Source organism: Burkholderia sp. SRS-W-2-2016, from assembly GCF_001931485.1.
GTDB lineage: Bacteria > Pseudomonadota > Gammaproteobacteria > Burkholderiales > Burkholderiaceae > Paraburkholderia.
The window spans coordinates 47,638-68,563 of sequence record NZ_MSDV01000003.1; the positions used below are offsets into that span (position 1 = coordinate 47,638).

General features: G+C 65.7%; 18 protein-coding genes and 1 tRNA gene. 14 read left to right on the forward strand and 5 right to left on the reverse strand.

The genetic code is table 11. The annotated features are described in order from the left end of the window. The first annotated feature begins 172 nt into the window (after window positions 1-172). The 10 genes from rsmB (at window position 173) to BTH42_RS00820 (ending at window position 9,372) form a co-directional block, all read left to right on the forward strand. On the forward strand, window positions 173-1,621 hold the full coding sequence (gene rsmB, locus BTH42_RS00775) for a 16S rRNA (cytosine(967)-C(5))-methyltransferase RsmB (RefSeq protein ID WP_075294823.1): 1,449 nt from the start codon (window positions 173-175) through the stop codon (window positions 1,619-1,621). After that, on the forward strand, window positions 1,618-2,217 hold the full coding sequence (locus BTH42_RS00780) for a DUF4390 domain-containing protein (RefSeq protein ID WP_075294943.1): 600 nt from the start codon (window positions 1,618-1,620) through the stop codon (window positions 2,215-2,217). Before rsmB ends, BTH42_RS00780 begins: the two co-directional genes overlap by 4 nt. Then, window positions 2,207-4,639 (forward strand): PAS domain-containing sensor histidine kinase, encoded by a 2,433-nt coding sequence (locus BTH42_RS00785; protein WP_075294824.1) that lies wholly within the window; start codon window positions 2,207-2,209, stop codon window positions 4,637-4,639. The genes BTH42_RS00780 and BTH42_RS00785 overlap by 11 nt, the downstream gene beginning before the upstream one ends. After that, on the forward strand, window positions 4,640-5,329 hold the full coding sequence (gene esaR / locus BTH42_RS00790) for a response regulator transcription factor EsaR (RefSeq protein WP_075294825.1): 690 nt from the start codon (window positions 4,640-4,642) through the stop codon (window positions 5,327-5,329). Between the two features lie 94 nt (window positions 5,330-5,423). Next, window positions 5,424-5,499, forward strand: a tRNA-Phe gene (locus BTH42_RS00795). Window positions 5,500-5,731: 232 nt separating this feature from the next. Further along, the gene (gene queC, locus BTH42_RS00800) at window positions 5,732-6,463 is read left to right on the forward strand and encodes a 7-cyano-7-deazaguanine synthase QueC (protein ID WP_075294826.1); all 732 of its coding nucleotides are present in this window, start codon (window positions 5,732-5,734) and stop codon (window positions 6,461-6,463) included. An 81-nt stretch (window positions 6,464-6,544) separates the two neighbouring features. After that, the gene (queE, locus tag BTH42_RS00805; protein ID WP_075294827.1) at window positions 6,545-7,177 is read left to right on the forward strand and encodes a 7-carboxy-7-deazaguanine synthase; all 633 of its coding nucleotides are present in this window, start codon (window positions 6,545-6,547) and stop codon (window positions 7,175-7,177) included. A gap of 9 nt (window positions 7,178-7,186) precedes the next feature. Next, entirely contained in the window at window positions 7,187-7,630 is a 444-nt protein-coding gene (queD, locus tag BTH42_RS00810; RefSeq protein ID WP_143751950.1) for a 6-carboxytetrahydropterin synthase QueD, read from the forward strand. 228 nt (window positions 7,631-7,858) lie between these two features. Continuing rightward, window positions 7,859-8,641, forward strand: a complete 783-nt coding sequence (locus tag BTH42_RS00815) for an HpcH/HpaI aldolase/citrate lyase family protein (protein WP_075294829.1) — start codon at window positions 7,859-7,861, stop codon at window positions 8,639-8,641. Between the two features lie 77 nt (window positions 8,642-8,718). Continuing rightward, window positions 8,719-9,372: a tetratricopeptide repeat protein gene (locus tag BTH42_RS00820; protein ID WP_372237235.1), complete on the forward strand. Its 654-nt coding sequence runs from the start codon at window positions 8,719-8,721 to the stop codon at window positions 9,370-9,372. A gap of 96 nt (window positions 9,373-9,468) precedes the next feature. Here BTH42_RS00820 and rodA read toward each other — a convergent pair whose 3' ends face one another. The 5 genes from rodA to BTH42_RS00845 all read right to left on the reverse strand — a co-directional run bounded on the left by rodA (window position 9,469) and on the right by BTH42_RS00845 (window position 16,100). Beyond that, window positions 9,469-10,617, reverse strand: a complete 1,149-nt coding sequence (rodA, locus tag BTH42_RS00825) for a rod shape-determining protein RodA (RefSeq protein WP_075294831.1) — start codon at window positions 10,615-10,617, stop codon at window positions 9,469-9,471. 10 nt (window positions 10,618-10,627) lie between these two features. After that, the gene (gene mrdA, locus BTH42_RS00830) at window positions 10,628-13,033 is read right to left on the reverse strand and encodes a penicillin-binding protein 2 (RefSeq protein ID WP_075294832.1); all 2,406 of its coding nucleotides are present in this window, start codon (window positions 13,031-13,033) and stop codon (window positions 10,628-10,630) included. Window positions 13,034-13,196: 163 nt separating this feature from the next. Then, a complete protein-coding gene (gene mreD, locus BTH42_RS00835; protein ID WP_075294833.1) occupies window positions 13,197-13,709 on the reverse strand; it encodes a rod shape-determining protein MreD in 513 nt (170 codons plus the stop codon). After that, a complete protein-coding gene (gene mreC, locus BTH42_RS00840; RefSeq protein ID WP_075294834.1) occupies window positions 13,706-14,902 on the reverse strand; it encodes a rod shape-determining protein MreC in 1,197 nt (398 codons plus the stop codon). Before mreC ends, mreD begins: the two co-directional genes overlap by 4 nt. A 154-nt stretch (window positions 14,903-15,056) precedes the next feature. Continuing rightward, window positions 15,057-16,100 carry a rod shape-determining protein gene (locus tag BTH42_RS00845; RefSeq protein ID WP_004189550.1) on the reverse strand — a complete coding sequence of 348 codons (1,044 nt, stop codon included), beginning with the start codon at window positions 16,098-16,100 and terminating at the stop codon, window positions 15,057-15,059. Window positions 16,101-16,484: 384 nt separating this feature from the next. Between BTH42_RS00845 and gatC the strand changes: the two genes are divergently transcribed. The 4 genes from gatC to BTH42_RS00865 all read left to right on the forward strand — a co-directional run bounded on the left by gatC (window position 16,485) and on the right by BTH42_RS00865 (window position 20,896). Next, window positions 16,485-16,784 carry an Asp-tRNA(Asn)/Glu-tRNA(Gln) amidotransferase subunit GatC gene (gatC, locus tag BTH42_RS00850; protein WP_075294835.1) on the forward strand — a complete coding sequence of 100 codons (300 nt, stop codon included), beginning with the start codon at window positions 16,485-16,487 and terminating at the stop codon, window positions 16,782-16,784. Between the two features lie 149 nt (window positions 16,785-16,933). Further along, window positions 16,934-18,430: an Asp-tRNA(Asn)/Glu-tRNA(Gln) amidotransferase subunit GatA gene (gene gatA / locus BTH42_RS00855; RefSeq protein ID WP_075294836.1), complete on the forward strand. Its 1,497-nt coding sequence runs from the start codon at window positions 16,934-16,936 to the stop codon at window positions 18,428-18,430. A gap of 5 nt (window positions 18,431-18,435) precedes the next feature. Continuing rightward, window positions 18,436-19,911 (forward strand): Asp-tRNA(Asn)/Glu-tRNA(Gln) amidotransferase subunit GatB, encoded by a 1,476-nt coding sequence (gene gatB, locus BTH42_RS00860; protein WP_075294837.1) that lies wholly within the window; start codon window positions 18,436-18,438, stop codon window positions 19,909-19,911. A gap of 145 nt (window positions 19,912-20,056) precedes the next feature. Beyond that, complete coding sequence (locus tag BTH42_RS00865; protein ID WP_075294838.1) at window positions 20,057-20,896, forward strand: PPK2 family polyphosphate kinase; 840 nt, start codon at window positions 20,057-20,059, stop codon at window positions 20,894-20,896. The last annotated feature ends 30 nt before the right edge of the window (window positions 20,897-20,926 follow it).

Genomic DNA, 20,926 nt, shown 5'->3' on the forward strand with positions numbered 1-20,926 from the left:
CGTGGAATATCGCCAAGCGGGCCCGTGAGGCCCGCTTTTTTTCGTCTGCCGCAACGCTACCGGGTGAGCCCGAAATCGCCACCGCCGACGCGCGGCGGCGCCCACCCGGCGCCACGCTACAATGTGCGCTGATTGCGCCGCGCGCTCCGCGCGGCGGGCCCTTGCTCCTTTCATGACTTCAAAGCCTTCTTCGCGTTCTGCTTCCTCGTCGGCGCGCTCGCGCGAATCCCGTTTGTCGGTGCTGCATCTGTCGCCCGAATCGCTCGGCTTCGCGCTCGATTGCGCGGCCCAGGCTGTCGGCGCCGTGCGCGGCGGCGCGGCGTTGCCCGCGGCGCTGCAAAGCGTGCTCGTCGCCGTACCGGAAGGTAGCGCGACGGCGGCGCGCGGCGCGGTGCAGGACATCGCGTATCGCACGATGCGGCGTCTCGCGATCGCCGAATGGCTGGTCGGCAAACTCGTCAAGAAAGCGCCGGTACCGCATGTCGCGCACGTGCTGCAATGCGCGTTCGCGCTGCTCGTCGACGACGAAGCGAGCGCCGCCTACACGCCGTTCACCGTGGTCGATCAGGCGGTCAGCGCGATCGGCGCGCGCCGCGAATTCGTGTTCGCGAAGGGGCTCGTCAACGCGGTGCTGCGCAGTTTCCTGCGCGAGCGCGACACGCTGCTCGCGGCCGCGCAAGCCGACGAAGTGGCGCGCTGGAACTACCCGGCCTGGTGGATCGACGCGGTGAAGAAGGCGTGGCCCGACGCATGGCAGTCGGTGCTGGCCGCCGGCAACACGCAAGGTCCGCTGACGTTGCGCGTGAACGCGCGCCATTCGACGGTCGACGCGTACCTGCAACTGCTGCAACGCCAGCAGATCGCCGCAACCAGGTCCGGCGAACATGCGGTCACGCTGGCCACGCCGATGCCGGTCGAACGCATCCCCGGTTTCAGCGACGGCGTCGTGTCGGTGCAGGACGCGGGCGCGCAACTGGCCGCGCAATTGCTCGGCGTGCGCGACGGCATGCGCGTGCTCGACGCGTGCGCGGCGCCCGGCGGCAAGACCGGCCATCTGCTCGAACTCGCGAAGCTCCAGCTCGTCGCGCTCGAAAGCGATGCGGCGCGCGCGCGCCGCATCGGCGAAAACCTGCGTCGTCTGAAGCTCGAAGCGGAAGTGCGGATCGGCGATGCCGGCAATCCCGCGCAATGGCACGATGCGCTCGATCAACCGTTCGACCGCATCCTCGCCGACGTGCCGTGCTCGGCGTCGGGCATCGTGCGGCGTCATCCGGATATCCGCTGGCTGCGTCGCGCGTCCGATATCGCCGCGCTCGCGACCGAACAGCGCCGCATTCTCGACGCGTTGTGGCCGCTCGTAAAACCCGGCGGAGAGTTGCTTTACGTTACCTGCTCGATCTTTCCCGAAGAGGGCGAATTGCAGGCGCAGTGGTTTGGAAACAAGTATCAGGATGCGGTACGATTGGACGCGCCGGGGCAACTGCTGCCCTCCGTTGCCCGCGCGCCCGCCGACTCATCGGCCGGTTCCGCTGCCGGACAGTCCGCTCGACCCACTGAACAGAGCGCCGGCGTGAACTCAGACCACGACGGATTTTTCTACGCGCGCTTCCAGAAACGGTGACCATCAAACGCTTCTTCCCGCTTCGGCTCGCTGCCGTGCTCTGGATCGCGCTGGCCGTGTGGCTGGCGGCGCCGGGCGCGGCGCACGCTGACTCGATCGCGGTGCAGCGCGCTTCGCTGCAGGCCGACAACAGCGGCTGGAGTCTCGACGCGCACTTCGATTTCGATCTCAACAGCAATCTCGAAGACGCGGTCAACAAAGGTATTCCGCTTTATTTCACGACCGACTTCGAACTGAGCCGGCCGCGCTGGTACTGGTTCGACGAGCAGCCGGTCAGCGTGTCGCAAAGTCTGCGTCTGTCGTTCCAGCCGCTCACGCGCGAGTATCGCGTGTCGAGCGTGTCGTCGGGCGGTCTGCAGCTCGGCTTTTCCACGCTCAAGGATGCGCTCGCGGTGATCAAGCACATCACGTCATGGCACGTGATCGATCGCAATCAGGTGCACGTTGGCGAAACCTATACCGCGTCGGTGCGCATGCAACTCGATATCGCCCTGATGCCCAAGCCGTTCCAGATCGACGCGGTGAACAACCGCGACTGGAACCTCGCGTCCGAATGGAAGCGTTTCACCTTCACGGCAACCGATCGTGCTAAGTAGAGTGCGCTCATCTTCCACCAGCGTCAGCAGCATCGTGGTGCGCGTGCTGGTGTCGACGGTCGCCGTGACGGCCGTGTTGCTGCTCGTGCTGCTGGCCGCCGCGAGTGCGAACACCGAGTTTTTCGACCGCTATTACCAGTGGCTCTACGCGGCCAACGTCGCGGTCGCGATGATCTTTCTGCTGGTGGTGGCGACGCTTGTCGTGATCATCGCCGTGCGCCTGCGCACCGGTAAATTCGGCACCCGACTATTAGCGAAGCTCGCGTTCTTCATGGCGCTGGTCGGCGTGGTGCCGGGCGGCATCATCTACATCGTGTCGTATCAGTTCGTGTCGCGCAGTATCGAATCGTGGTTCGACGTGAACGTCGAAACCGCGCTCACGTCGGGCCTGAATCTCGGGCGCGGGATGCTCGACGCGTCGCTGTCCGATCTGCAAACGAAGGGCCGGCTGATGTCCGAGCAGCTCGCCACGTCCGATGCGTCCGGCGTCACGCTCACGCTGCTGCGTCTGCGCGACCAGTTCGGCGTGCAGGACGCGACGATCGTCGAGCCGACCCGCAGCATGTCCGGCGCGACGCCCGAAATGCACGTGGTCGCCCAGGCGTCCGGCAACTACGCGATGCTGCTGCCGAACGATCTGCCCACCCCGCTGATGATCGAGCAGGCGCGCGGCCACGGTTATGCGGCGATCGAAGGCGAAGTGGACGGCGATGCGCATGCGCAGGGCGGCAAGGGCGTATTGCGGCTGCGCGTGGTGCAGCGCATTCCCGATGCGAACGCGTCGCTGTTACAGCCCACCGAGCGCTTCCTGCAACTCACGCAGCCGGTCTCGCAGACGCTCGCGCGCAATGCCGACGCGGTGCAGCGCGCGTATCGCGAGTATCAGGAGAAGGCGCTCGGCCGCACCGGTCTGCGCAAGATGTACATCGGCACGCTGACGCTGTCGCTGTTTCTCGCCACCTTCATCGCGATGATGCTGGCGCTCGCGCTCGGCAATCAGCTCGCGCGGCCGCTGTTCCTGCTCGCGCAGGGCACCAAGGAAATCACCGAGGGCGACTACACACCGAAGCGCGAAATCAAATCGCGCGACGAGCTCGGCTTCCTCACGCAGTCGTTCAATGCAATGACGCGGCAGCTGTCCGAAGCGCGCGCGGCGGTCGAAAAGAATCGCGTCGCGCTCGAGCATTCGAAGGCGTATCTGGAGAGCATCCTCGCGAATCTGACCGCGGGCGTGTTCGTGTTCGACCGGCAGTTCCGCCTCACCACCGCGAATCGCGGCGCCGAGCGGATTTTCCGTCAGCCGTTCCAGACCGTGCTCGGTTCGTCGCTCGATCAGATCGGTGTGCTGAGCGAATTCGGCGCGATGGTGCGCAAGGCGTTTGCCGACCGCGAGGCGGCCAGCGGCGACGGCAAGGACCGCGACGACAACGGTCACTGGCAACAGCAGTTCTCGGTGCAGGTGCCCGGCGAAGCCGAGCCGCTTACGCTGCTGGTGCGCGGCGCGCGTCTCGTCGCCGCGAACGGGCGAGATGCGGAAGAGCTGCAGACGTCGGGCTACGTGATCGTGTTCGACGACATCTCCGACGTGATCTCCGCGCAGCGCTCGGTCGCGTGGGGCGAAGTCGCACGGCGTCTCGCGCACGAGATCAAGAATCCGCTCACGCCGATCCAGCTGTCGGCCGAGCGCTTGCAGATGAAGCTCGCCGACAAGCTCGCGCCGTCGGATGCGGACGTGCTCAAACGCGGCGCGACGACGATCGTCAATCAGGTCGCGGCGATGAAGCAGATGGTCGACGATTTCCGCGACTATGCGCGTACGCCCCCGGCGGTGCTCGCGCATCTGCAGCTGAACGAACTGGTCAGCGAGGTGCTCACGCTGTACGGTATCGAGGAAGGCAAGGGCGCGATTCAGGTCGAGCTCGCCGCGCTGCCGGCGATTCGCGGCGACGCGACGCAATTGCGCCAGGTGATCCACAACCTGCTGCAGAACGCGCAGGACGCGGTCGCCGAGGTCGAGCGTCCGCGTGTTTTGCTCGAGACGAGGACAGTAGAATACGGAGACCCCGACGCGGAAGGCAAAGTCCGCGTCGCGGTACGTCTGACAGTGTCGGATAACGGACCGGGCTTCCCCGCGCGAATTCTCACGCGCGCGTTCGAACCTTACGTGACGACCAAGGCCAAGGGAACGGGTCTCGGTCTTGCGATGGTCAAGAAGATCGTCGACGAACACGGCGCGCGCATCGACATACGTAATCGTATGAAGGCCGGCGACGTGATCGAGGGCGCGCAGATTTCGATCCTCTTCCTTCAACTGGCGGACGACCCCGCGACGCCGGGCGCGCATGGTACAGGCGCGCATCCGGCGCACGGCGGCGCGTCGCAGGGAACGACAAAAGCAACAGTGCAGACAAGGGCAGCGTAAATGGCAACCATCCTGGTGGTAGACGATGAAATGGGCATCCGGGAATTGCTCTCGGAGATCCTGAGCGACGAGGGACACGTCGTGGAGGCCGCTGAAAATGCGCAGGAGGCGCGCGAGTTCCGGTTGCGTCAGGCGCCGGACCTGGTGCTGCTCGACATCTGGATGCCCGACACCGACGGCGTGACGCTGCTGAAGGAGTGGGCCGCGCAAGGACAATTGACGATGCCCGTGATCATGATGTCCGGGCACGCGACGATCGACACCGCGGTGGAAGCAACCAAGATCGGCGCGCTCAATTTCCTCGAGAAGCCGATCGCGTTGCAGAAGCTGTTGAAGGCGGTCGAGCAGGGCCTTGCGCGCGGCAACGCGGCGACGGTGCCCGGCGGAGTTGCCGCGAAGCCGGCGTTGCCGGTGAACGCGTCGGCGGTGGCGTCGGCGGCCGCATTGCCGATGCTGTCGGCCGATGGCTTGAGCGGCGGCACGCTCGCCGCGCAAACCGCGTCGATCTCGTTCGACATCCCGCTGCGCGATGCACGCGATGCGTTCGAGCGCGCGTACTTCGAATATCACCTCGCGCGCGAGAACGGCAGCATGACGCGCGTCGCGGAGAAGACCGGTCTGGAGCGCACGCATCTTTATCGCAAGCTCAAGCAACTCGGCGTCGATCTCGGCAAGAACAAGGGCGAGTGAGCATCGCGCGTTGCATTCAAACGCGGCCCAGCAGATTTTTTCACGAAGGGGCTTGCTGAATTAAAAACCCTTTGATATAGTTTCGATCTTCGTTGGCCCGGTAGCTCAGTTGGTAGAGCAGCGGATTGAAAATCCGCGTGTCGGTGGTTCGATTCCGCCCCAGGCCACCAGGATTCAGCCCCAGGAAATCGCAAGATTCCTGGGGCTTTTCCGTTTGGCTGGCAGTGCTTGTTTTAGCAGTGTGGCCGACGATCGGCGGTATAAGCGCCCGGCCACGTTCACGCGCAACGCGCGACCTATACTGCTTGGGCCGGCCGCAATGCCGGCTCACGTCGCGCCGCGTTGCCCGCATCGCGCACCTCGCGCAGCGCGACGTGGCCCTCTCATTCACGGAGTTTCACGGTGATCCGCAAAGACGCTAAGCGTAGCGCGCTCGTGCTGTTTTCCGGCGGCCAGGATTCGGCCACCTGTCTCGCGTGGGCGCTCGAACGCTACGACACGGTCGAGACGCTCGGCTTCGATTACGGTCAGCGCCATCGCGTCGAACTCGAATGCCGCGAAGGTTTCCGTCAGGCTGTCGTGCGCGCGTTTCCGGCGTGGGCCGAGCGTCTCGGCGACGATCACATGATCGATCTGTCGCTGCTCGGCGCGATCAGCGACACCGCGATGACGCGTGAGATCGAGATCGAAGCCACCGCGAGCGGTTTGCCGAACACGTTCGTGCCGGGCCGCAATCTGATGTTCATGACGATCGCCGCGGCGATCGCTTATCGGCGCGGTTTGCAGGTGCTGGTCGGCGGGATGTGCGAGACGGACTTTTCGGGCTACCCCGATTGCCGCGACGACACGATGAAAGCGCTGCAGGTCGCGCTCAATCTCGGCATGGACACCCGCTTCGCGCTCGAAACGCCGCTGATGTGGCTCGATAAAGCCGACACGTGGCGCCTCGCGCACGAGCTCGGCGGCGACGAACTGGTCGAACTGGTGCGCGTCGAAACCCATACCTGCTACGTCGGCGAACGCGCCGAGCTGCATGCGTGGGGCTTCGGTTGCGGCGAGTGCCCGGCATGCCGGTTGCGCAAGCGTGGTTACGACGCGTATCTCGCCGGCGAAAACGTCACCGAGCCGGTCTGACGGTTCGCGCGGCCGCGGTGCCGCGCACGCGTCGTCCGGCACGCGCGAATTTCATTTCAGGAACACAGGGCAGACAGCAGCATGACTTACGCGGTCAAGGAAATCTTCTACACGTTGCAGGGCGAGGGCGCGAATGCCGGACGTCCGGCGGTGTTTTGCCGCTTCGCCGGCTGCAATCTGTGGTCGGGCCGCGAAGAGGATCGCGCGGACGCCGTGTGCCGCTTCTGCGATACCGATTTCGTCGGCACCGACGGCGAGAACGGCGGCAAATACCGTACTCCTGAAGAACTCGTCGCGATGATCGCGTCGCAATGGCCGCAAGGCGAGGGCGAGCGTTTCGTCGTCTGTACCGGCGGCGAGCCGATGCTGCAGATCGACCAGCCGCTGGTCGACGCGCTGCACGCGGCCGGCTTCGAGATTGCGATCGAGACCAACGGCTCGCTGCCCGTGCTCGAGACGATCGACTGGATCTGCGTGAGCCCGAAGGCCGACGCGCCGCTCGTCGTGACCAAAGGCAACGAACTGAAGGTCGTGATCCCGCAGGACAACCAGCGCCTCGCCGACTATGCGAAGCTCGACTTCGAGTACTTCCTGGTCCAGCCGATGGACGGTCCGTCGCGCGATATCAACACGAAGCTCGCGATCGACTGGTGCAAGCGCCACCCGCAGTGGCGCCTGTCGATGCAGACCCACAAGTATCTGAACATTCCCTGATCCGCCGTGCTGACGATTACCCGAAAACTCGAATTCGACGCGGGCCACCGCATTCCCGATCACCGCAGCCAGTGCCGTAATCTGCACGGCCATCGCTACGTGCTCGAAATCACGCTGCAAGGCGATCTGGTCGACACCGAAGGCGCGCCCGATCGCGGCATGGTGATGGACTTCGCCGACGTGAAGTCGCTAGCGGTCGAGCATCTGGTCGACAAGTGGGACCACGCGTTCCTCGTCTACGAAGGCGACACCCAGGTGCGCGGCTTCCTCGAAAGCATGGCGGGCCACAAGACGGTCGTGCTCGATCGCATCCCGACCGTCGAGAATCTCGCCGCGGTCGCGTTCCAGATCCTCGCGAACGTGTACGACGCGCACTACGGCGTGAATCTGCGCTTGCATAAGGTGCGTCTGTACGAAACGCCGAACTGCTGGGCCGACGTGGTCCGCGACTAAGCTCTCCGCCCGTCGTCCACTACTCGCCGCACTCGCATCCGCGGCACACCGCGCGAGCCCGCCCCGCGCGTTTTGGACACGGTATGATCGTTCCGACACCCAAGCGGAGCGAGACATGCCGGTCACCGCATTGCGTCGTACCGGGCATCGAGGCCGTCAGCGCCCCGAGGCCTGTCCGGTCTCCTATCTGGCCCCGCTTCTAACCACGAACCAGCGCGAGGCCAGTCGATGAGCACCTTCACCAATCCCCTCAAACAACGTCTGAAGGACAGCTCGTCGCTGTTCGGTCTGTGGCTGTCGCTGGGCAGCGATGCGGCCGCCGAAGCGCTCGCGCACGCGGGCTTCGACTGGCTGCTGATCGACATGGAGCACGCGCCGAACGACAGCACGCATGTCGAGTCGCAACTGCGCGCGATCGCCGCCGCGCATCTGCCGAGCGAGCCGGTGGTGCGGGTGCCGGCGAGCGAGGCGTGGCTGGTCAAGCGCGTGCTCGACGCCGGCGCGCGCACGCTGATGTTCCCGAATATCGAATCGGCCGAGGACGCGGCACGCGCGGTGCGGCTCACCCGTTATCCGGACGCCGACGCGCTCGACGGCCTGCGCGGTGTCGCCGGCGTGGTGCGCGCGGCCGGCTACGGAATGCGGCGCGACTACCTGCAGACGGCCAACGCGCAGATCGCGACGATCATGCAGATCGAGTCGGCGCGCGGCTTGCAGGAAGTCGAGCGGATCGCGGCGACGCCCGGGGTCGATTGCATCTTCGTTGGTCCCGGCGATCTCGCCGCGAGTCTCGGCCATCTCGGCGACTCGAAGCATGGCGACGTGGTGGGCGCGCTGACGCGGGTCGTCGATGCGGCGGAGAAGGCCGGCGTCGCCGCCGGCATCTTCGCGATGGACGCAGCGAGCGCGCGGCAGTATCGGCTGGACGGTTTTCGCTTCGTCGCGCTGGCCGCCGATGTGATGTGGATGTTGCGCGCGACCCGCCAGGCGCTACAGGAGGCAAGGTCATGAACGGCACAATGCAGGGCGTCGCCGGGCGGATCGCGCTGCGGGCGGGGGTCGTCGCGGCGGTGCTGCTCGTGGGAGGCATGAGCGGCACGATCGGTGCCGCGCACGCGCAGGACCGCATCGCGAAGTCGAACGATCCGCAGACGCAATCCGCGGTCGCCGACTACAACGCAGGCAATCTCGGCGCGGCGCTGAACGAGTTTCGTCAGGCCGCCGAGCGCGGCAGCCGGCTCGCGCAATTCAATTACGCGATGATGCTGCTGAACGGCGAGGGCACGCCGGTCAATGTCGACGAAGGCAAGAAGTGGCTGCGCAAAGCCGCCGACGCGAACATGTCGCACGCGCAATACGTGTACGGCAAGATGTACGACGATGGCGAGTTTGTCGCGCGCGATCCGGTGGAGGCGCATCGCTGGTTTCTGAAGGCGGCCGAGCAGGGGCACGTGCAGGCGGAACTCGCGCTGGCCAACCAGTTCCTCGACGGCCGCGGCACCGGGCGCGACAACAAGCAGGCGTTCGTCTGGTACAAGAAGGCCGCGCAGGGCGGCGATATGACCGCGCAATACGTGACCGGCTCGTTTTACGAGCGCGGCGGCGATGGGGTCGACCGCAATCTGAACGTTGCGCGTGCGTATTACGCGGCCGCGGCGGCGCAGGGCGATCCGGCGGCGCGTCTGAAGTATCAGCAGTTGAGCGCGCAGCTGCGCGATCAGAAGGAAGTGAAGCCGCAGTAAAACCGCGGCAAGGCCGGCACAAAACAGAAGGGCGCTCGTGATTCACGAGCGCCCTTTCTTCTTTCCGGAGTATGTTTGGTGAGCCGCCGCCCGCCGCTAGCTCTGCATCAACCGCTTCTGCCGCGCGACACTCATGATCAGCCCGATCGCGACGCCGAGCGTCGTCAGCGCGGTGCCGCCGTAACTCATGAACGGCAACGGCACGCCGACCACCGGCAGGATCCCGCTCACCATCCCGATGTTCACGAACGCGTAGGTGAAGAACGCCATCGTTAGCGAGCCGGCCAATAATCGCCCGAATAGCGTTGCGCCATTGGCCGCGATAAAGAGGCCGCGCGCTATCAGCAGCATGTAGAGCGTGAGTAGCACGATCCCCCCCGCCAGACCGAACTCCTCGGAGAACACCGCGAAGATGAAGTCGGTGTGCTTCTCGGGGATGAATTCGAGGTGCGCCTGGGTGCCCTTGAGCCAGCCCTTGCCGAGCGGGCCGCCGGAGCCGATCGCGATCACCGCCTGAATCGTGTGAAAGCCCTTGCCGAGCGGGTCGGAAGTCGGGTCGAGCAGCGTACAGATGCGGTGCTTCTGGTAATCGTGCATCAGCGGCCACTGCACCTCGGGCTGGCAGATCTTGTCCTGGAACGCGGCGATCGAGACCACCGCGATCACCCCCGCGACCAGCACCGGCACGATCAGCTTGAAGCTCAGGCCGGCGAAATAAATCACGAAGAATCCGGCCGCGAACACCAGCACCGCGGTGCCGAGGTCGGGCTGCTTGGCGATCAGGCCGACCGGCAGCATCAGGATCGCGAAACCGACCAGGAAGTCGTACCAGCGCATCACGCCTTCGCGGCGCTGGTAGTACCACGCGAGCATCAGCGGGGTCGCGATCTTCAGGATTTCCGACGGCTGGATCACCACGCCGACGTTGATCCAGCGCTTCGCGCCTTTCTTGGTCAGGCCGAACATCGCGACCGCGATCAGTAACGCGATCCCGAACGTATAGAGCGGGACCGCGAAACGCATCAGCGTATTGGGCGGCACATTGGCGAGTCCCCACATCAGCACGAAGGTGAGCAGGATGTTGCGCAGCTGGTCCTCGACGCGGCCGGGCACGTCCAGACTCGCGCTGTACAGCGTGACGATGCCGACGCACAGCAGCAGGAACACGATCAGCGCGAGCGGGCGGTCGAAGCCCGCGAACATCTTCTTGATGCGGTCGAGCCAGGCGCGCTTGTCGAATTGCATGCCTTTCTCCTTATTCGTCGATGCCGCCGGTGGCGGGCTGGCGCGGCGACGTATCGCGCACGCTGTCCTCGCGCGACGGCGCGGCGACGGCCGGCGCCGGCTCGCTGGCCGGGCGGGGTTGATGCGGTGCGTCGGACGAACGCGGCGCGGATTTTCTGGTGGCGGCGGTAGCGGACGCGGGCTTGGCCGCCGATGCGGGTTGCGCGCCCTTGGCTTTGGCCTTGGCGGTGGCCGTAGCCGAAGCGGCGGCCGGACGGGCTGCCGAAGTAGAGGCCGAAGCCCCCACCGGCGCGGATGCGCCATCCGCCGCGGGCGCTGACGCACCGACCGCAGCCGAAGCGCCCGAAGCCGCGGCAGCAGCCGACGCAGCAGCGGCAGCCCCCGGCATCGGCAGCGCGGTAAAGCCCGCCGCGATCCTCAGCGGTTGCGCGGTATCGCGCGCGGCCGGCACGTCGCCGACCTGCGGCGCGGACGCATCGAGCGTCGCCGAAGCCGCCGCCGCGACGGCCGCTTCCTCGGCGCCCGGCTTGTTCTTGCCGACGAGGTAATAGTCGAGCACCTTGCGCGCGATCGGGCCCGCCGATTCCGCGCCCCAGCCGCCGTTTTCGACGATCAGCGCGAGCGCGATTTTCGGCTGCTCGGCCGGCGCGAACGCGATGAACAGCGCGTGGTCGCGCAGATGCTCGGCGAGCGCATGACCCTTGTAGTTCGCGCCCTGCAACGAGTAGACCTGCGCGGTACCGGTCTTGCCGGCCGCCTGATACGGCGCACCGATGAACAGCTTCGACGCGGTGCCGTTGGTCACCACGCTGACCATCGCGCGCTTGATGAAGTCGATGTCCTGCTGCTTGACCGCGATCTTGTCGCTCGGGTCGCGCACCACCCGCTGGGTCGCCTTGGTGATCGGATTCTCGACGTCGCGCACGAGGTGGGGCTTCATCACGACGCCGTTGTTCGCGAGCGTCGCGGTCGCGTGCGCGAGCTGCAGGATCGTGAACGAGTTGTAGCCCTGGCCGATCCCGAGGCTGATGGTCTCGCCTTCGTACCACTTCTGCTGTTCGGGGCGGCGATACGCTTTGCGCTTCCAGTCGGTCGACGGCAGGATCCCGCGCGCCTCGCCGGCGATGTCGATGCCGGTGATCTGGCCGAAGCCCCACGGCTTCATGAAGTTCGCGATGTTGTTCACGCCGAGGTCGTGCGCGAGCATGTAGAAGTACGTGTCGTTCGACACCACGATTGCGCGGTTCATGTCGACCCAACCCTGGCCGGAGCGCACGTCGTTGCGGAACGTGTGGCCGCCGAACGTGTACGAGCCCGGATCCTGGAAGCCCCAGCCCGGCGTGCGCTTGTGCAGCGTCAGCGCGGCGAGCGCCATGAACGGCTTGTAGGTCGAGCCCGGCGGATAGGTGCCGTGCAGCGGACGGTTCAGCAGCGGGTGATCGGGGGAGTTGTTCAGTTCGTCCCAGGTCTGCTGGTCGATGCCGTCGACGAACGAATTCGGGTCGAAGCTCGGCGCCGACACGAACGCGAGTACGTCGCCGGTAGAGGGCTCGATCGCGACCAGTGCGCCGCGGCGGCCGGCGAACGCCTGCTCGGCGACCTGCTGCAGGCCGATATCGAGCGACAGTTCGAGGTTGTTGCCGGGCGTCGCCTGGGTGCGCGACAGCGTGCGCACCGGCCGGCCGCCGGCGGTCACTTCCACTTCCTCGAAACCGGTCTGGCCGTGCAGCTCGGTCTCGTAGCTCTGCTCGACACCGATCTTGCCGATGTAGTCGGTGCCCTTGTAGTTGTTCGCGTCGAGGCGCGGATCGTAGTGGTCCGGATCGCTGTCGTTCTGGTCGCTGGCGTCGTCGATGCGGTCCTGGTCGCGCTGCGAAATCCGCCCGATGTAGCCGATCACGTGCGCGGCGGTCGGGCCGAGCGGGTACTGGCGGAACAGTCGCGCGCGCACTTCGACGCCGGGGAAACGGAAGCGCTGCGCGGTGAAGCGGGCGACTTCGTCGTCGCTCAGACGGGTGCGGATCGGCAGACTCTCGAAGTTCTTCGAGTCTTCCTGCAGCTTCTTGAAGCGGCGGCGGTCGCGCGCGTCGATCGACACGACGGTCGCGAGGTTGTCGATCACGTTATCGAGCGAGTCGTTCAGCTTCGACGGCGTGATTTCGAGCGTGTAGGCCGAGTAGTTCTTCGCCAGCACGACGCCGTTGCGATCGGTGATGATGCCGCGGTTCGGCACGATCGGCGCGACCGAGATGCGGTTTTCGTCCGCCTGCAACGAGTACTTGCTGTAGTGCCACACCTGCAGGAACAGGAAGCGGAAGCCGATCAGCCCGAAGCAGACGAACACGAACAGGCCCGCCGCCGCGACGCGCAGGCGGAATTTCGTGAGCTGCTGCTGGGTGTCCTTGAATTCGGTCATGCGATTTCTGCAAAGGCCGGCATGCGGCCATCAAGAGTGTGCGCCCAACCGGCGCGGCCGGGGGCAGGAACTGCGTTGCGCATCGGGCGGGCCGGCGGCAGCGGTTGCGCGCGAGATGTCGCGACGCAGCGGCCGGCGGGCCCGAGGCGGGATTAAATAGGCGTCAGATCGGCCGGGTGTCGTCGGGGTCGGCCGGGCGGCGTTGCGGCATCAACAGCAGGATGCTCGCGACCGGCCACAGCGCGGCTTCGACAAAACCGTCGATCAGGTAACTCCAGCCCGGGAACGCCGCGCCGGTCAGCAGTCGGATCACGAACGGCACCAGCTGCGCGACGACCAGCAGCGGCATCACCGCGAACGTTTGCACGCCGAGCGACATCCACAGCACGCGGCGGTGAATCGTGATCGCGCCGTACGACAGCAGCGTGTACGCGAGCGCGTGCTCGCCGAGCAGGCTGGCGTTATGCACGTCCATCAACAGCCCGAGGGAAAACGCGATACCCATGCCGACCTTGCGCGGCTGGTGCACGTTCCAGAACAGCAGCACCAGCGCGACGAAGTCGGGCACGCCGGCCAGACGTCCCCACGGCATCAGGTTCAGCAGGAACGCGGCGGCGAGGCTGAAGGTGATGAAGTACGGGTTGACCGGCTGCAGGATGTATTGCGGGCGGTTCATGGCTGAGCCCCCGGCGCGGTTTGCGGCTTGGCGGTTTCGGTGGCGGCGGGCTTGTCGGCCTGCTTCGCGGGTTTCTTTTCGGCGGGCTTCTTTTCCGCGGCGGCTTTGGCCGGGGCTTTTTCCGCGGCCTTGCCGGCGGCGGGCTTCTCGGCCGGGGCTTTACCGGTGGCGGGCTTTTCGGCGGCCGGCTTTTCGCCTGCCTTGGCCGTGCCCTTGTCGGCCGGCTTGTCAGCCGCTTTTTCGCCGGCCTTGGCGGCGGACTTGTCCGCCGCGCCCTTCGCGTCGGCGCTCTTGCCCTTCTTCCGGGCTTCCTTCGCGGCCGTCGCCGGATCGGGTTCGTCGGCCGGGCGCGGCGGCACGTCGCTTACCACGTGCAGCACCAGCAACTGGCGCGCGCCGCGCACCGCCGCGACCGGCAGGCAGATCACCCGCGCGAACGCGGTATCGGCCTGCTTGTCGACGCGCACGACTTTCGCGACCGGCAGCCCCGGCGGATACACGCCGTCGAGCCCGCTGGTGACGAGTTCGTCGCCGGCCTGGACGTCGGCGCTGATCGGCACGAAGCGCAGATCGAGCGTGTCGCCCTTCGGCGTGCCGTAGATCACGCTGCGCAAGCCGGTGCGCAGGATTTCGACCGGCACCGCCTGGTCCTTGTCGGTGAGCAGCGTCACTTCGGCCTGCAACGGGAACACCCGGGTGATCTGGCCGATCACGCCGTCTTCGGTGACGACCGGCGAGCCGTTGCGGATGCCTTGCTGCGCGCCGCGGCCGATCACGACCTTCTGCGTGAACGGGTCGCGCGTGTCGTACTGGATTTCGGCGGGCAGCGATTGCGTGCTCAACTGTTGCGACAGTTGCAGCAACGCACGCAGATGGGTGTTTTCAGCGGCGAGCGACGCAGCCGTATTGGCTTGCTGCGACATCTGCAGATCGCGCGTGCGCAGCTTGTCGTTTTCGTTGCGCAGCGTCGCGCTCGTCACGGCGAGGTCGGCGGCGCCCATGAAGATGTCGCGCGGCACGAGGGCTGCGCGCTGCAACGGATAGAGACCCGCGCCGAGCACGCCGCGGACGATTTCGAGCGTCTGGAAGCGGGCATCGGAAATCAGCAGGGCGAGCGCCAGCACGACGAAGAACACCAGTCGTGCGAGAGCGGAGGGGCCTTGCTTGAACAGGGGCGGCGGACTGTATTCCATGGTCGGCGCCGGGGGCGTATGCGATTGGGTGAGACGGCGGCGCGCGACGCGCGCACGCTCAGCGCGCGGCGGCTGGGTGGGCCAGCCAACGACAAAGCGGCCCGCAAGGGGCCGTGTGCCAGATCCGCGCTACTGACATAAGAGAAAAGCTCGCTTACTCGTACGAGAAGATGCTGCCGAGCTTGTCCATGCGCTCGAGGGCCATGCCCGAGCCGCGCACGACGCAGGTCAGCGGGTCTTCGGCGACGAGCACCGGCAGGCCGGTTTCTTCGGCGAGCAGACGGTCCAGATCGCGCAGCAGCGCGCCACCGCCGGTCAGCATCATGCCGCGTTCGGCGATGTCGGCACCGAGTTCCGGCGGCGTCTGTTCGAGCGCGATCTTCACCGACGACACGATCTGGTTCAGCGGATCGGTCAGTGCTTCGAGAATTTCGTTGCTGGAGATCGTGAAGCTGCGCGGAATGCCTTCCGACAGGTTGCGGCCCTTCACTTCCATTTCCTTGACTTCGGAGCCCGGGAACGCGGAGCCGATTTCCTTCTTGATCGCTTCGGCGGTCTGTTCGCCGATCAGCATCCCGTAGTTGCGGCGGATGTAGTTGACGATCGCTTCGTCGAACTTGTCGCCGCCGACGCGCACCGAACCCTTGTAGACGATGCCGCCCAGCGAGATCACGCCGACTTCGGTCGTGCCGCCGCCGATGTCGACGACCATCGAACCGGTCGCTTCCGAGACCGGCAGGCCCGCGCCGATTGCGGCGGCCATCGGTTCCTCGATCAGATAGACCTGCGAAGCACCGGCGCCATGCGCGGCTTCTTTAATAGCGCGACGCTCGACCTGGGTCGAACCGCACGGCACGCAGATGATGATGCGCGGCGACGGCGAGAACATGCGCGATTCGTGAGCAGTCTTGATGAACTGCTTGATCATCTGTTCGGTGACGGTGAAGTCGGCGATCACGCCGTCTTTCATCGGGCGGATCGCCTCGATGTTGCCCGGCACCTTGCCGAGCATCTGTTTGGCTTCCTTACCGACTGCCTGGATGGTTTTCTTGCCGTTGGGCCCGCCTTCCTGGCGGATCGACACGACCGACGGTTCGTCGAGAACGATGCCCTTGCCGCGCATGTAAATAAGCGTGTTGGCGGTGCCGAGGTCAATCGCCAGATCGTTGGAGAAGTAGCTGCGCAAAAAACCGAACATTCAAAATCCTGTCTCGCTGGGGGCCGGGCCTCGCACCGTATGCGTAGGGCGGCAGCGGAAAAATAACAGCCTCAACCGGGCGAGCGCGCCACAGGAGCTTGAAGCTGCGGGGGAGTCTACCGGAGGCGGTGGCTAAGCCAGGTCGGAAAAGCGCCGGACCGTTCTGGGAATTGTCCGCAATCGTCCGTAAGGCCCTGGTAAGTCGGTCCGGGTTTGGGTCGAACGCGTAATGATACCTTATAATTTTGGATGTTTTGCAGGAAACGGCTGGCACTTTTTGCCGCCGCCGGCCCCGTTCCGGAGGTCGCCTTCCTGCGTCGTAACCTGCTGTCGCAGCGTCGTTTTTTCCTGTTGCGGCGGCCCACCACAATTTCCGGTGACCGCATGGCTCTGACCCTGACCGATGTCAAACGCATCGCGCATCTCGCGCGGCTAGAACTGGCCGACGCCGACGCCGAACACACCCTCACCCAGCTCAATGATTTCTTCGGCCTCGTTGAACAAATGCAGGCCGTCGACACCACCGGCATCGCGCCGCTGGCCCATCCGATCGAGCAGATTGAAGACGTCGCGCTGCGTCTGCGCGACGACGCCGTGACCGAGACGGTCGAGCGCGAGGCTTATCAGCGCCCCGCGCCGGCCGTGCAGGACGGTCTGTATCTCGTGCCGAAGGTGATCGAATAAGACCCGCCGGGCAGGCCCCGGCCGGGCTGCCGCCGCCGCGAGCCATCGCGCCGCGCGTGGTGGCGCCGCGCCGAAGAGCCCGCCGGCAGGCAACCGAACGCCTCCACGGCAGCGTGACCGCGCTGCCGCGCTTTCCAGGATAAAACGCAATGCATGAAAAAAGTCTGACCGAACTGCGCGCCGCGCTCGCGGCCAAGGAATGCTCCGCAGTCGAACTGGCGCAGTCGTACCTGAAGCGGATCGACGCGGCCAGGAGCCTGAACGCGTTCATCCAGGTCGATCCCGAACTGACGCTGGCGCAGGCCAAAGCCGCCGACGCGCTGCTGCACACCGGCCACGCCGGCCCGCTGGTCGGCCTGCCGATCGCCCACAAGGACGTGTTCGTGACCAAAGGCTGGCGCTCCACCGCCGGCTCGAAGATGCTCGCGAACTACGAAAGTCCGTTCGACGCGACCGTGGTCGCGCGTCTGCAGAACGCCGGCATGGTGTGCGTGGGCAAGACCAATATGGATGAATTCGCGATGGGTTCGTCCAACGAGAATTCGTACTTCGGCGCGGTGCAGAACCCGTGGGACGTGAAAGCGGTGCCCGGCGGTTCGTCGGGCGGCTCGGCTGCTGCCGTGGCCGCGCGTCTCGCGCCGGCCGCGACCGGCACCGACACCGGCGGCTCGATCCGTCAGCCGGCGTCGTTCTCGGGCATCACCGGGATCAAGCCGACCTACGGCCGGGTGTCGCGTTACGGGATGATCGCGTTCGCGTCGTCGCTGGATCAGGGCGGCCCGATGGCGCAAAACGCCGCCGATTGCGCGACGCTGCTCAACGCGATGGCCGGCTTCGACGAGCGCGATTCGACCAGCCTCGCGCGCGCTGATGAAGACTACACGCGCTACCTCGGCCAGCCGTGGCAAGCGGATAACGCCGGCAACGCGGGCAAGCCGCTCGCCGGCCTGCGCATCGGCCTGCCGAAGGAATACTTCGGCGCCGGTCTGGCCGACGACGTGCGCGCGTCGATCGACGCCGCCCTGAAGCAGTACGAAGCGCTCGGCGCGACGCTGGTCGAAGTCTCGCTGCCGAAAACCGAACTGTCGATTCCGGTCTATTACGTGATCGCGCCGGCGGAAGCATCGTCGAACCTGTCGCGGTTCGACGGCGTGCGCTTCGGCCATCGCGCGGCCGAGTATCGCGATCTGCTCGACATGTACAAGAAGTCGCGCGCCGAAGGCTTCGGCCCGGAAGTGAAGCGCCGCATTCTGGTCGGCGCGTACGTGCTTTCGCACGGCTACTACGACGCGTACTACCTGCAGGCGCAGAAGATCCGCCGCATCATCGCGCAGGATTTCCAGGAAGCGTTCAAGCAGTGCGACGTGATCATGGGACCGGTCGCGCCGTCGGTGGCGTGGGACCTCGGCGCGAAGGGCGACGATCCGGTGCAGATGTATCTGGCCGACATCTACACGCTGTCGGTGAGCCTCGCCGGCCTGCCGGGCATGAGCGTGCCGTGCGGCTTCGGCGCCGGCGCGAACGCGCAGCGCCCGGTCGGTCTGCAGATCATCGGCAACTATTTCAATGAAGCCCGGATGCTGCAGGTGGCCGACGCGTTCCAGCGCGTGACCCAGTTCCATCGTCAGGCACCGGCAGGAGTGTGAGCACCATGACCAAACAATGGGAAGTCGTGATCGGTCTGGAGACCCACACGCAGCTGTCGACTCAGTCGAAGATTTTCTCGGGCACCGCCACCCAGTTCGGCGCCGCGCCGAACACCCAGGCGAGCCCCGTCGATCTGGCGTTGCCGGGCACGCTGCCGGTGATGAACCGCGGCGCGGTCGAGCGCGCGATCCAGTTCGGCCTCGCGATCGGCGCGACCGTCGCGCCGCGCAGCATCTTCGCGCGCAAGAATTATTTCTACCCCGATCTGCCGAAGGGCTATCAGATCAGCCAGTACGAGATCCCGGTCGTGCAGGGCGGTCAACTGACGATCCAGGTGCCGGCCAATGAAAAGGCCGGCAAGGAAGCGTACGAGAAGACCATCAACCTGACTCGCGCGCACCTCGAGGAAGACGCCGGCAAGTCGCTGCACGAAGACTTCGCGGGCATGACCGGTATCGACCTGAATCGCGCCGGCACGCCGCTGCTCGAAATCGTCACCGAGCCGGAAATGCGCAGCGCGGCCGAGGCGGTCGCCTATGCGAAGTCGCTGCACACGCTGGTCGTGTGGCTCGGCATCTGCGACGGCAACATGCAGGAAGGCTCGTTCCGTTGCGACGCGAACGTGTCGGTGCGGCCGGTCGGGCAGAAGGAATTCGGCACCCGTGCCGAGATCAAGAACCTGAACTCGTTCCGCTTCCTCGAAGAGGCGATCCAGTACGAAGTGCGTCGCCAGATCGAGCTGATCGAAGACGGCGGCACCGTCGTGCAGGAAACCCGCCTGTACGATCCGGACAAGCGCGAAACGCGTTCGATGCGCAGCAAGGAAGACGCGCACGACTACCGCTATTTCCCCGACCCGGACCTGATGCCGCTCGTGATCGACGCAGCGTGGGTCGAGCGCGTGAAGGGCGAACTGCCGGAGCTGCCGGCCGCGATCCAGCAGCGCTTCGTGGCGCAGTACGGTCTGACGCCGTATGACGCGAACGTGCTGACCGCGAGCAAGGCGAGCGCCGCGTACTTCGAAGCAGTGGTCGCAAAGACCGGCGCGGCGAACGCGAAGGTCGCCGCGAACTGGGTGATGGGCGAAGTGTCGTCGCAACTGAATCGCGAAGGCCTCGACATCGGCGAGTGCCCGGTGTCGGCCGCGCAGCTCGCGCTGGTGCTGCAACGTATCGCCGACGGCACGATCTCGAACAAGATCGCGAAGGAAATCTTCCTCGCGATCTGGGAAGAGAAGGCCACCGACGAAGCCGCCGCCGATCGCATCATCGACGCGAAGGGTCTGAAGCAGATCTCCGATAGCGGCGCGCTCGAAGCGATCCTCGACGAGGTGCTCGCCGCGAACCAGAAATCGGTCGACGAATATCGCGCCGGCAAGGAAAAGGCGTTCAACGCGCTGATCGGTCAGGCGATGAAGGCGACCAAGGGCAAGGCGAACCCGGCTCAGGTCAACGAATTGCTGAAGAAGAAGCTGTCCTGATTAAGGTTGGATCTACGCAGGCCGGGCGTGCGCGCCCGGTCTACCACGGGCTGTTGCCGGACTGAAAGCAGGGCAACAGCCCGTTTTGTTTGGCGGCTTCGAATCTGCTTCAAACCTCGATCAGTACTCACCAGGGAGCGTGTGCATGGCGAAGCAAGCCGATCTCGACGATTTCCGCGTGCCGTATTTCGACGGCGGCAAGAAGAACAATCGCTTCTCGCTCGACGAATTCGATCCCGCCGCGAAGCCGTTTTCGTCCGGCTCGAAAGAGAACGATCGCGCGCGGCTGTCCGAGATCGGGATGCAACTCGACAACCTGCAGGAGCGCCTGCATGCGCAACGCCGGCGCCGCGTGCTGCTGGTGCTGCAGGGGATGGACACGAGCGGCAAGGACGGCACGATCCGCGCGGTGTTTCACGAAGTCGATCCGCTCGGCTTGCGGATCGTCCCGTTCAAGGCGCCGACGCCGGTCGAACTCGCGCACGACTTTCTGTGGCGCGTGCATTCGCAGGCGCCGGCGGCCGGCGAGCTGACCATCTTCAACCGCAGCCATTACGAAGACCTGCTGGTGCCGACCGTGCTCGGCGCGCTCGATGCCGACGCGTTCCAGCAGCGCTGCTGCCATATCCGGCAGTTCGAGGAGATGCTCGCGTACAGCGGCACGACCATCGTCAAATGCATGCTGCACATCTCGAAGGACGAGCAGCGCGAGCGCTTGCAGGCGCGTATCGACGATCCGAGCAAGCACTGGAAATTCGACCTGGCCGATCTCGAAGCGCGCAAGCAGTGGGACGCGTATCAGTCCGTGTATCGCGACGCGCTCGCGGCGACGTCGACCGAGTACGCGCCGTGGTACGTGATTCCGGCCGACTCGAAGACGCATCGCAACGTGATGGTCGGCGAGCTGCTGCTGCGCACGCTCGAGGGGCTCAAGCTCGAATATCCGCCCGCGAAGGAATCGCTGAAGGGCGTGAAGGTCGAGTGAACGAGGCCGTGCACTGCGGCTTCGCAAACC

Coding starts and splice junctions, on each gene's coding strand:
- rsmB (WP_075294823.1), top strand. CDS start 173: ATGACTTCAAAGCCTTCTTCGCGTTCTGCTTCCTCGTCGGCGCGCTCG.
- esaR (WP_075294825.1), top strand. CDS start 4,640: ATGGCAACCATCCTGGTGGTAGACGATGAAATGGGCATCCGGGAATTG.
- queE (WP_075294827.1), top strand. CDS start 6,545: ATGACTTACGCGGTCAAGGAAATCTTCTACACGTTGCAGGGCGAGGGC.
- BTH42_RS00815 (WP_075294829.1), top strand. CDS start 7,859: ATGAGCACCTTCACCAATCCCCTCAAACAACGTCTGAAGGACAGCTCG.
- BTH42_RS00820 (WP_372237235.1), top strand. CDS start 8,719: ATGAGCGGCACGATCGGTGCCGCGCACGCGCAGGACCGCATCGCGAAG.
- rodA (WP_075294831.1), bottom strand. CDS start 10,617: ATGCAATTCGACAAGCGCGCCTGGCTCGACCGCATCAAGAAGATGTTC.
- mrdA (WP_075294832.1), bottom strand. CDS start 13,033: ATGACCGAATTCAAGGACACCCAGCAGCAGCTCACGAAATTCCGCCTG.
- mreD (WP_075294833.1), bottom strand. CDS start 13,709: ATGAACCGCCCGCAATACATCCTGCAGCCGGTCAACCCGTACTTCATC.
- mreC (WP_075294834.1), bottom strand. CDS start 14,902: ATGGAATACAGTCCGCCGCCCCTGTTCAAGCAAGGCCCCTCCGCTCTC.
- BTH42_RS00845 (WP_004189550.1), bottom strand. CDS start 16,100: ATGTTCGGTTTTTTGCGCAGCTACTTCTCCAACGATCTGGCGATTGAC.
- gatC (WP_075294835.1), top strand. CDS start 16,485: ATGGCTCTGACCCTGACCGATGTCAAACGCATCGCGCATCTCGCGCGG.
- gatA (WP_075294836.1), top strand. CDS start 16,934: ATGCATGAAAAAAGTCTGACCGAACTGCGCGCCGCGCTCGCGGCCAAG.
- gatB (WP_075294837.1), top strand. CDS start 18,436: ATGACCAAACAATGGGAAGTCGTGATCGGTCTGGAGACCCACACGCAG.
- BTH42_RS00865 (WP_075294838.1), top strand. CDS start 20,057: ATGGCGAAGCAAGCCGATCTCGACGATTTCCGCGTGCCGTATTTCGAC.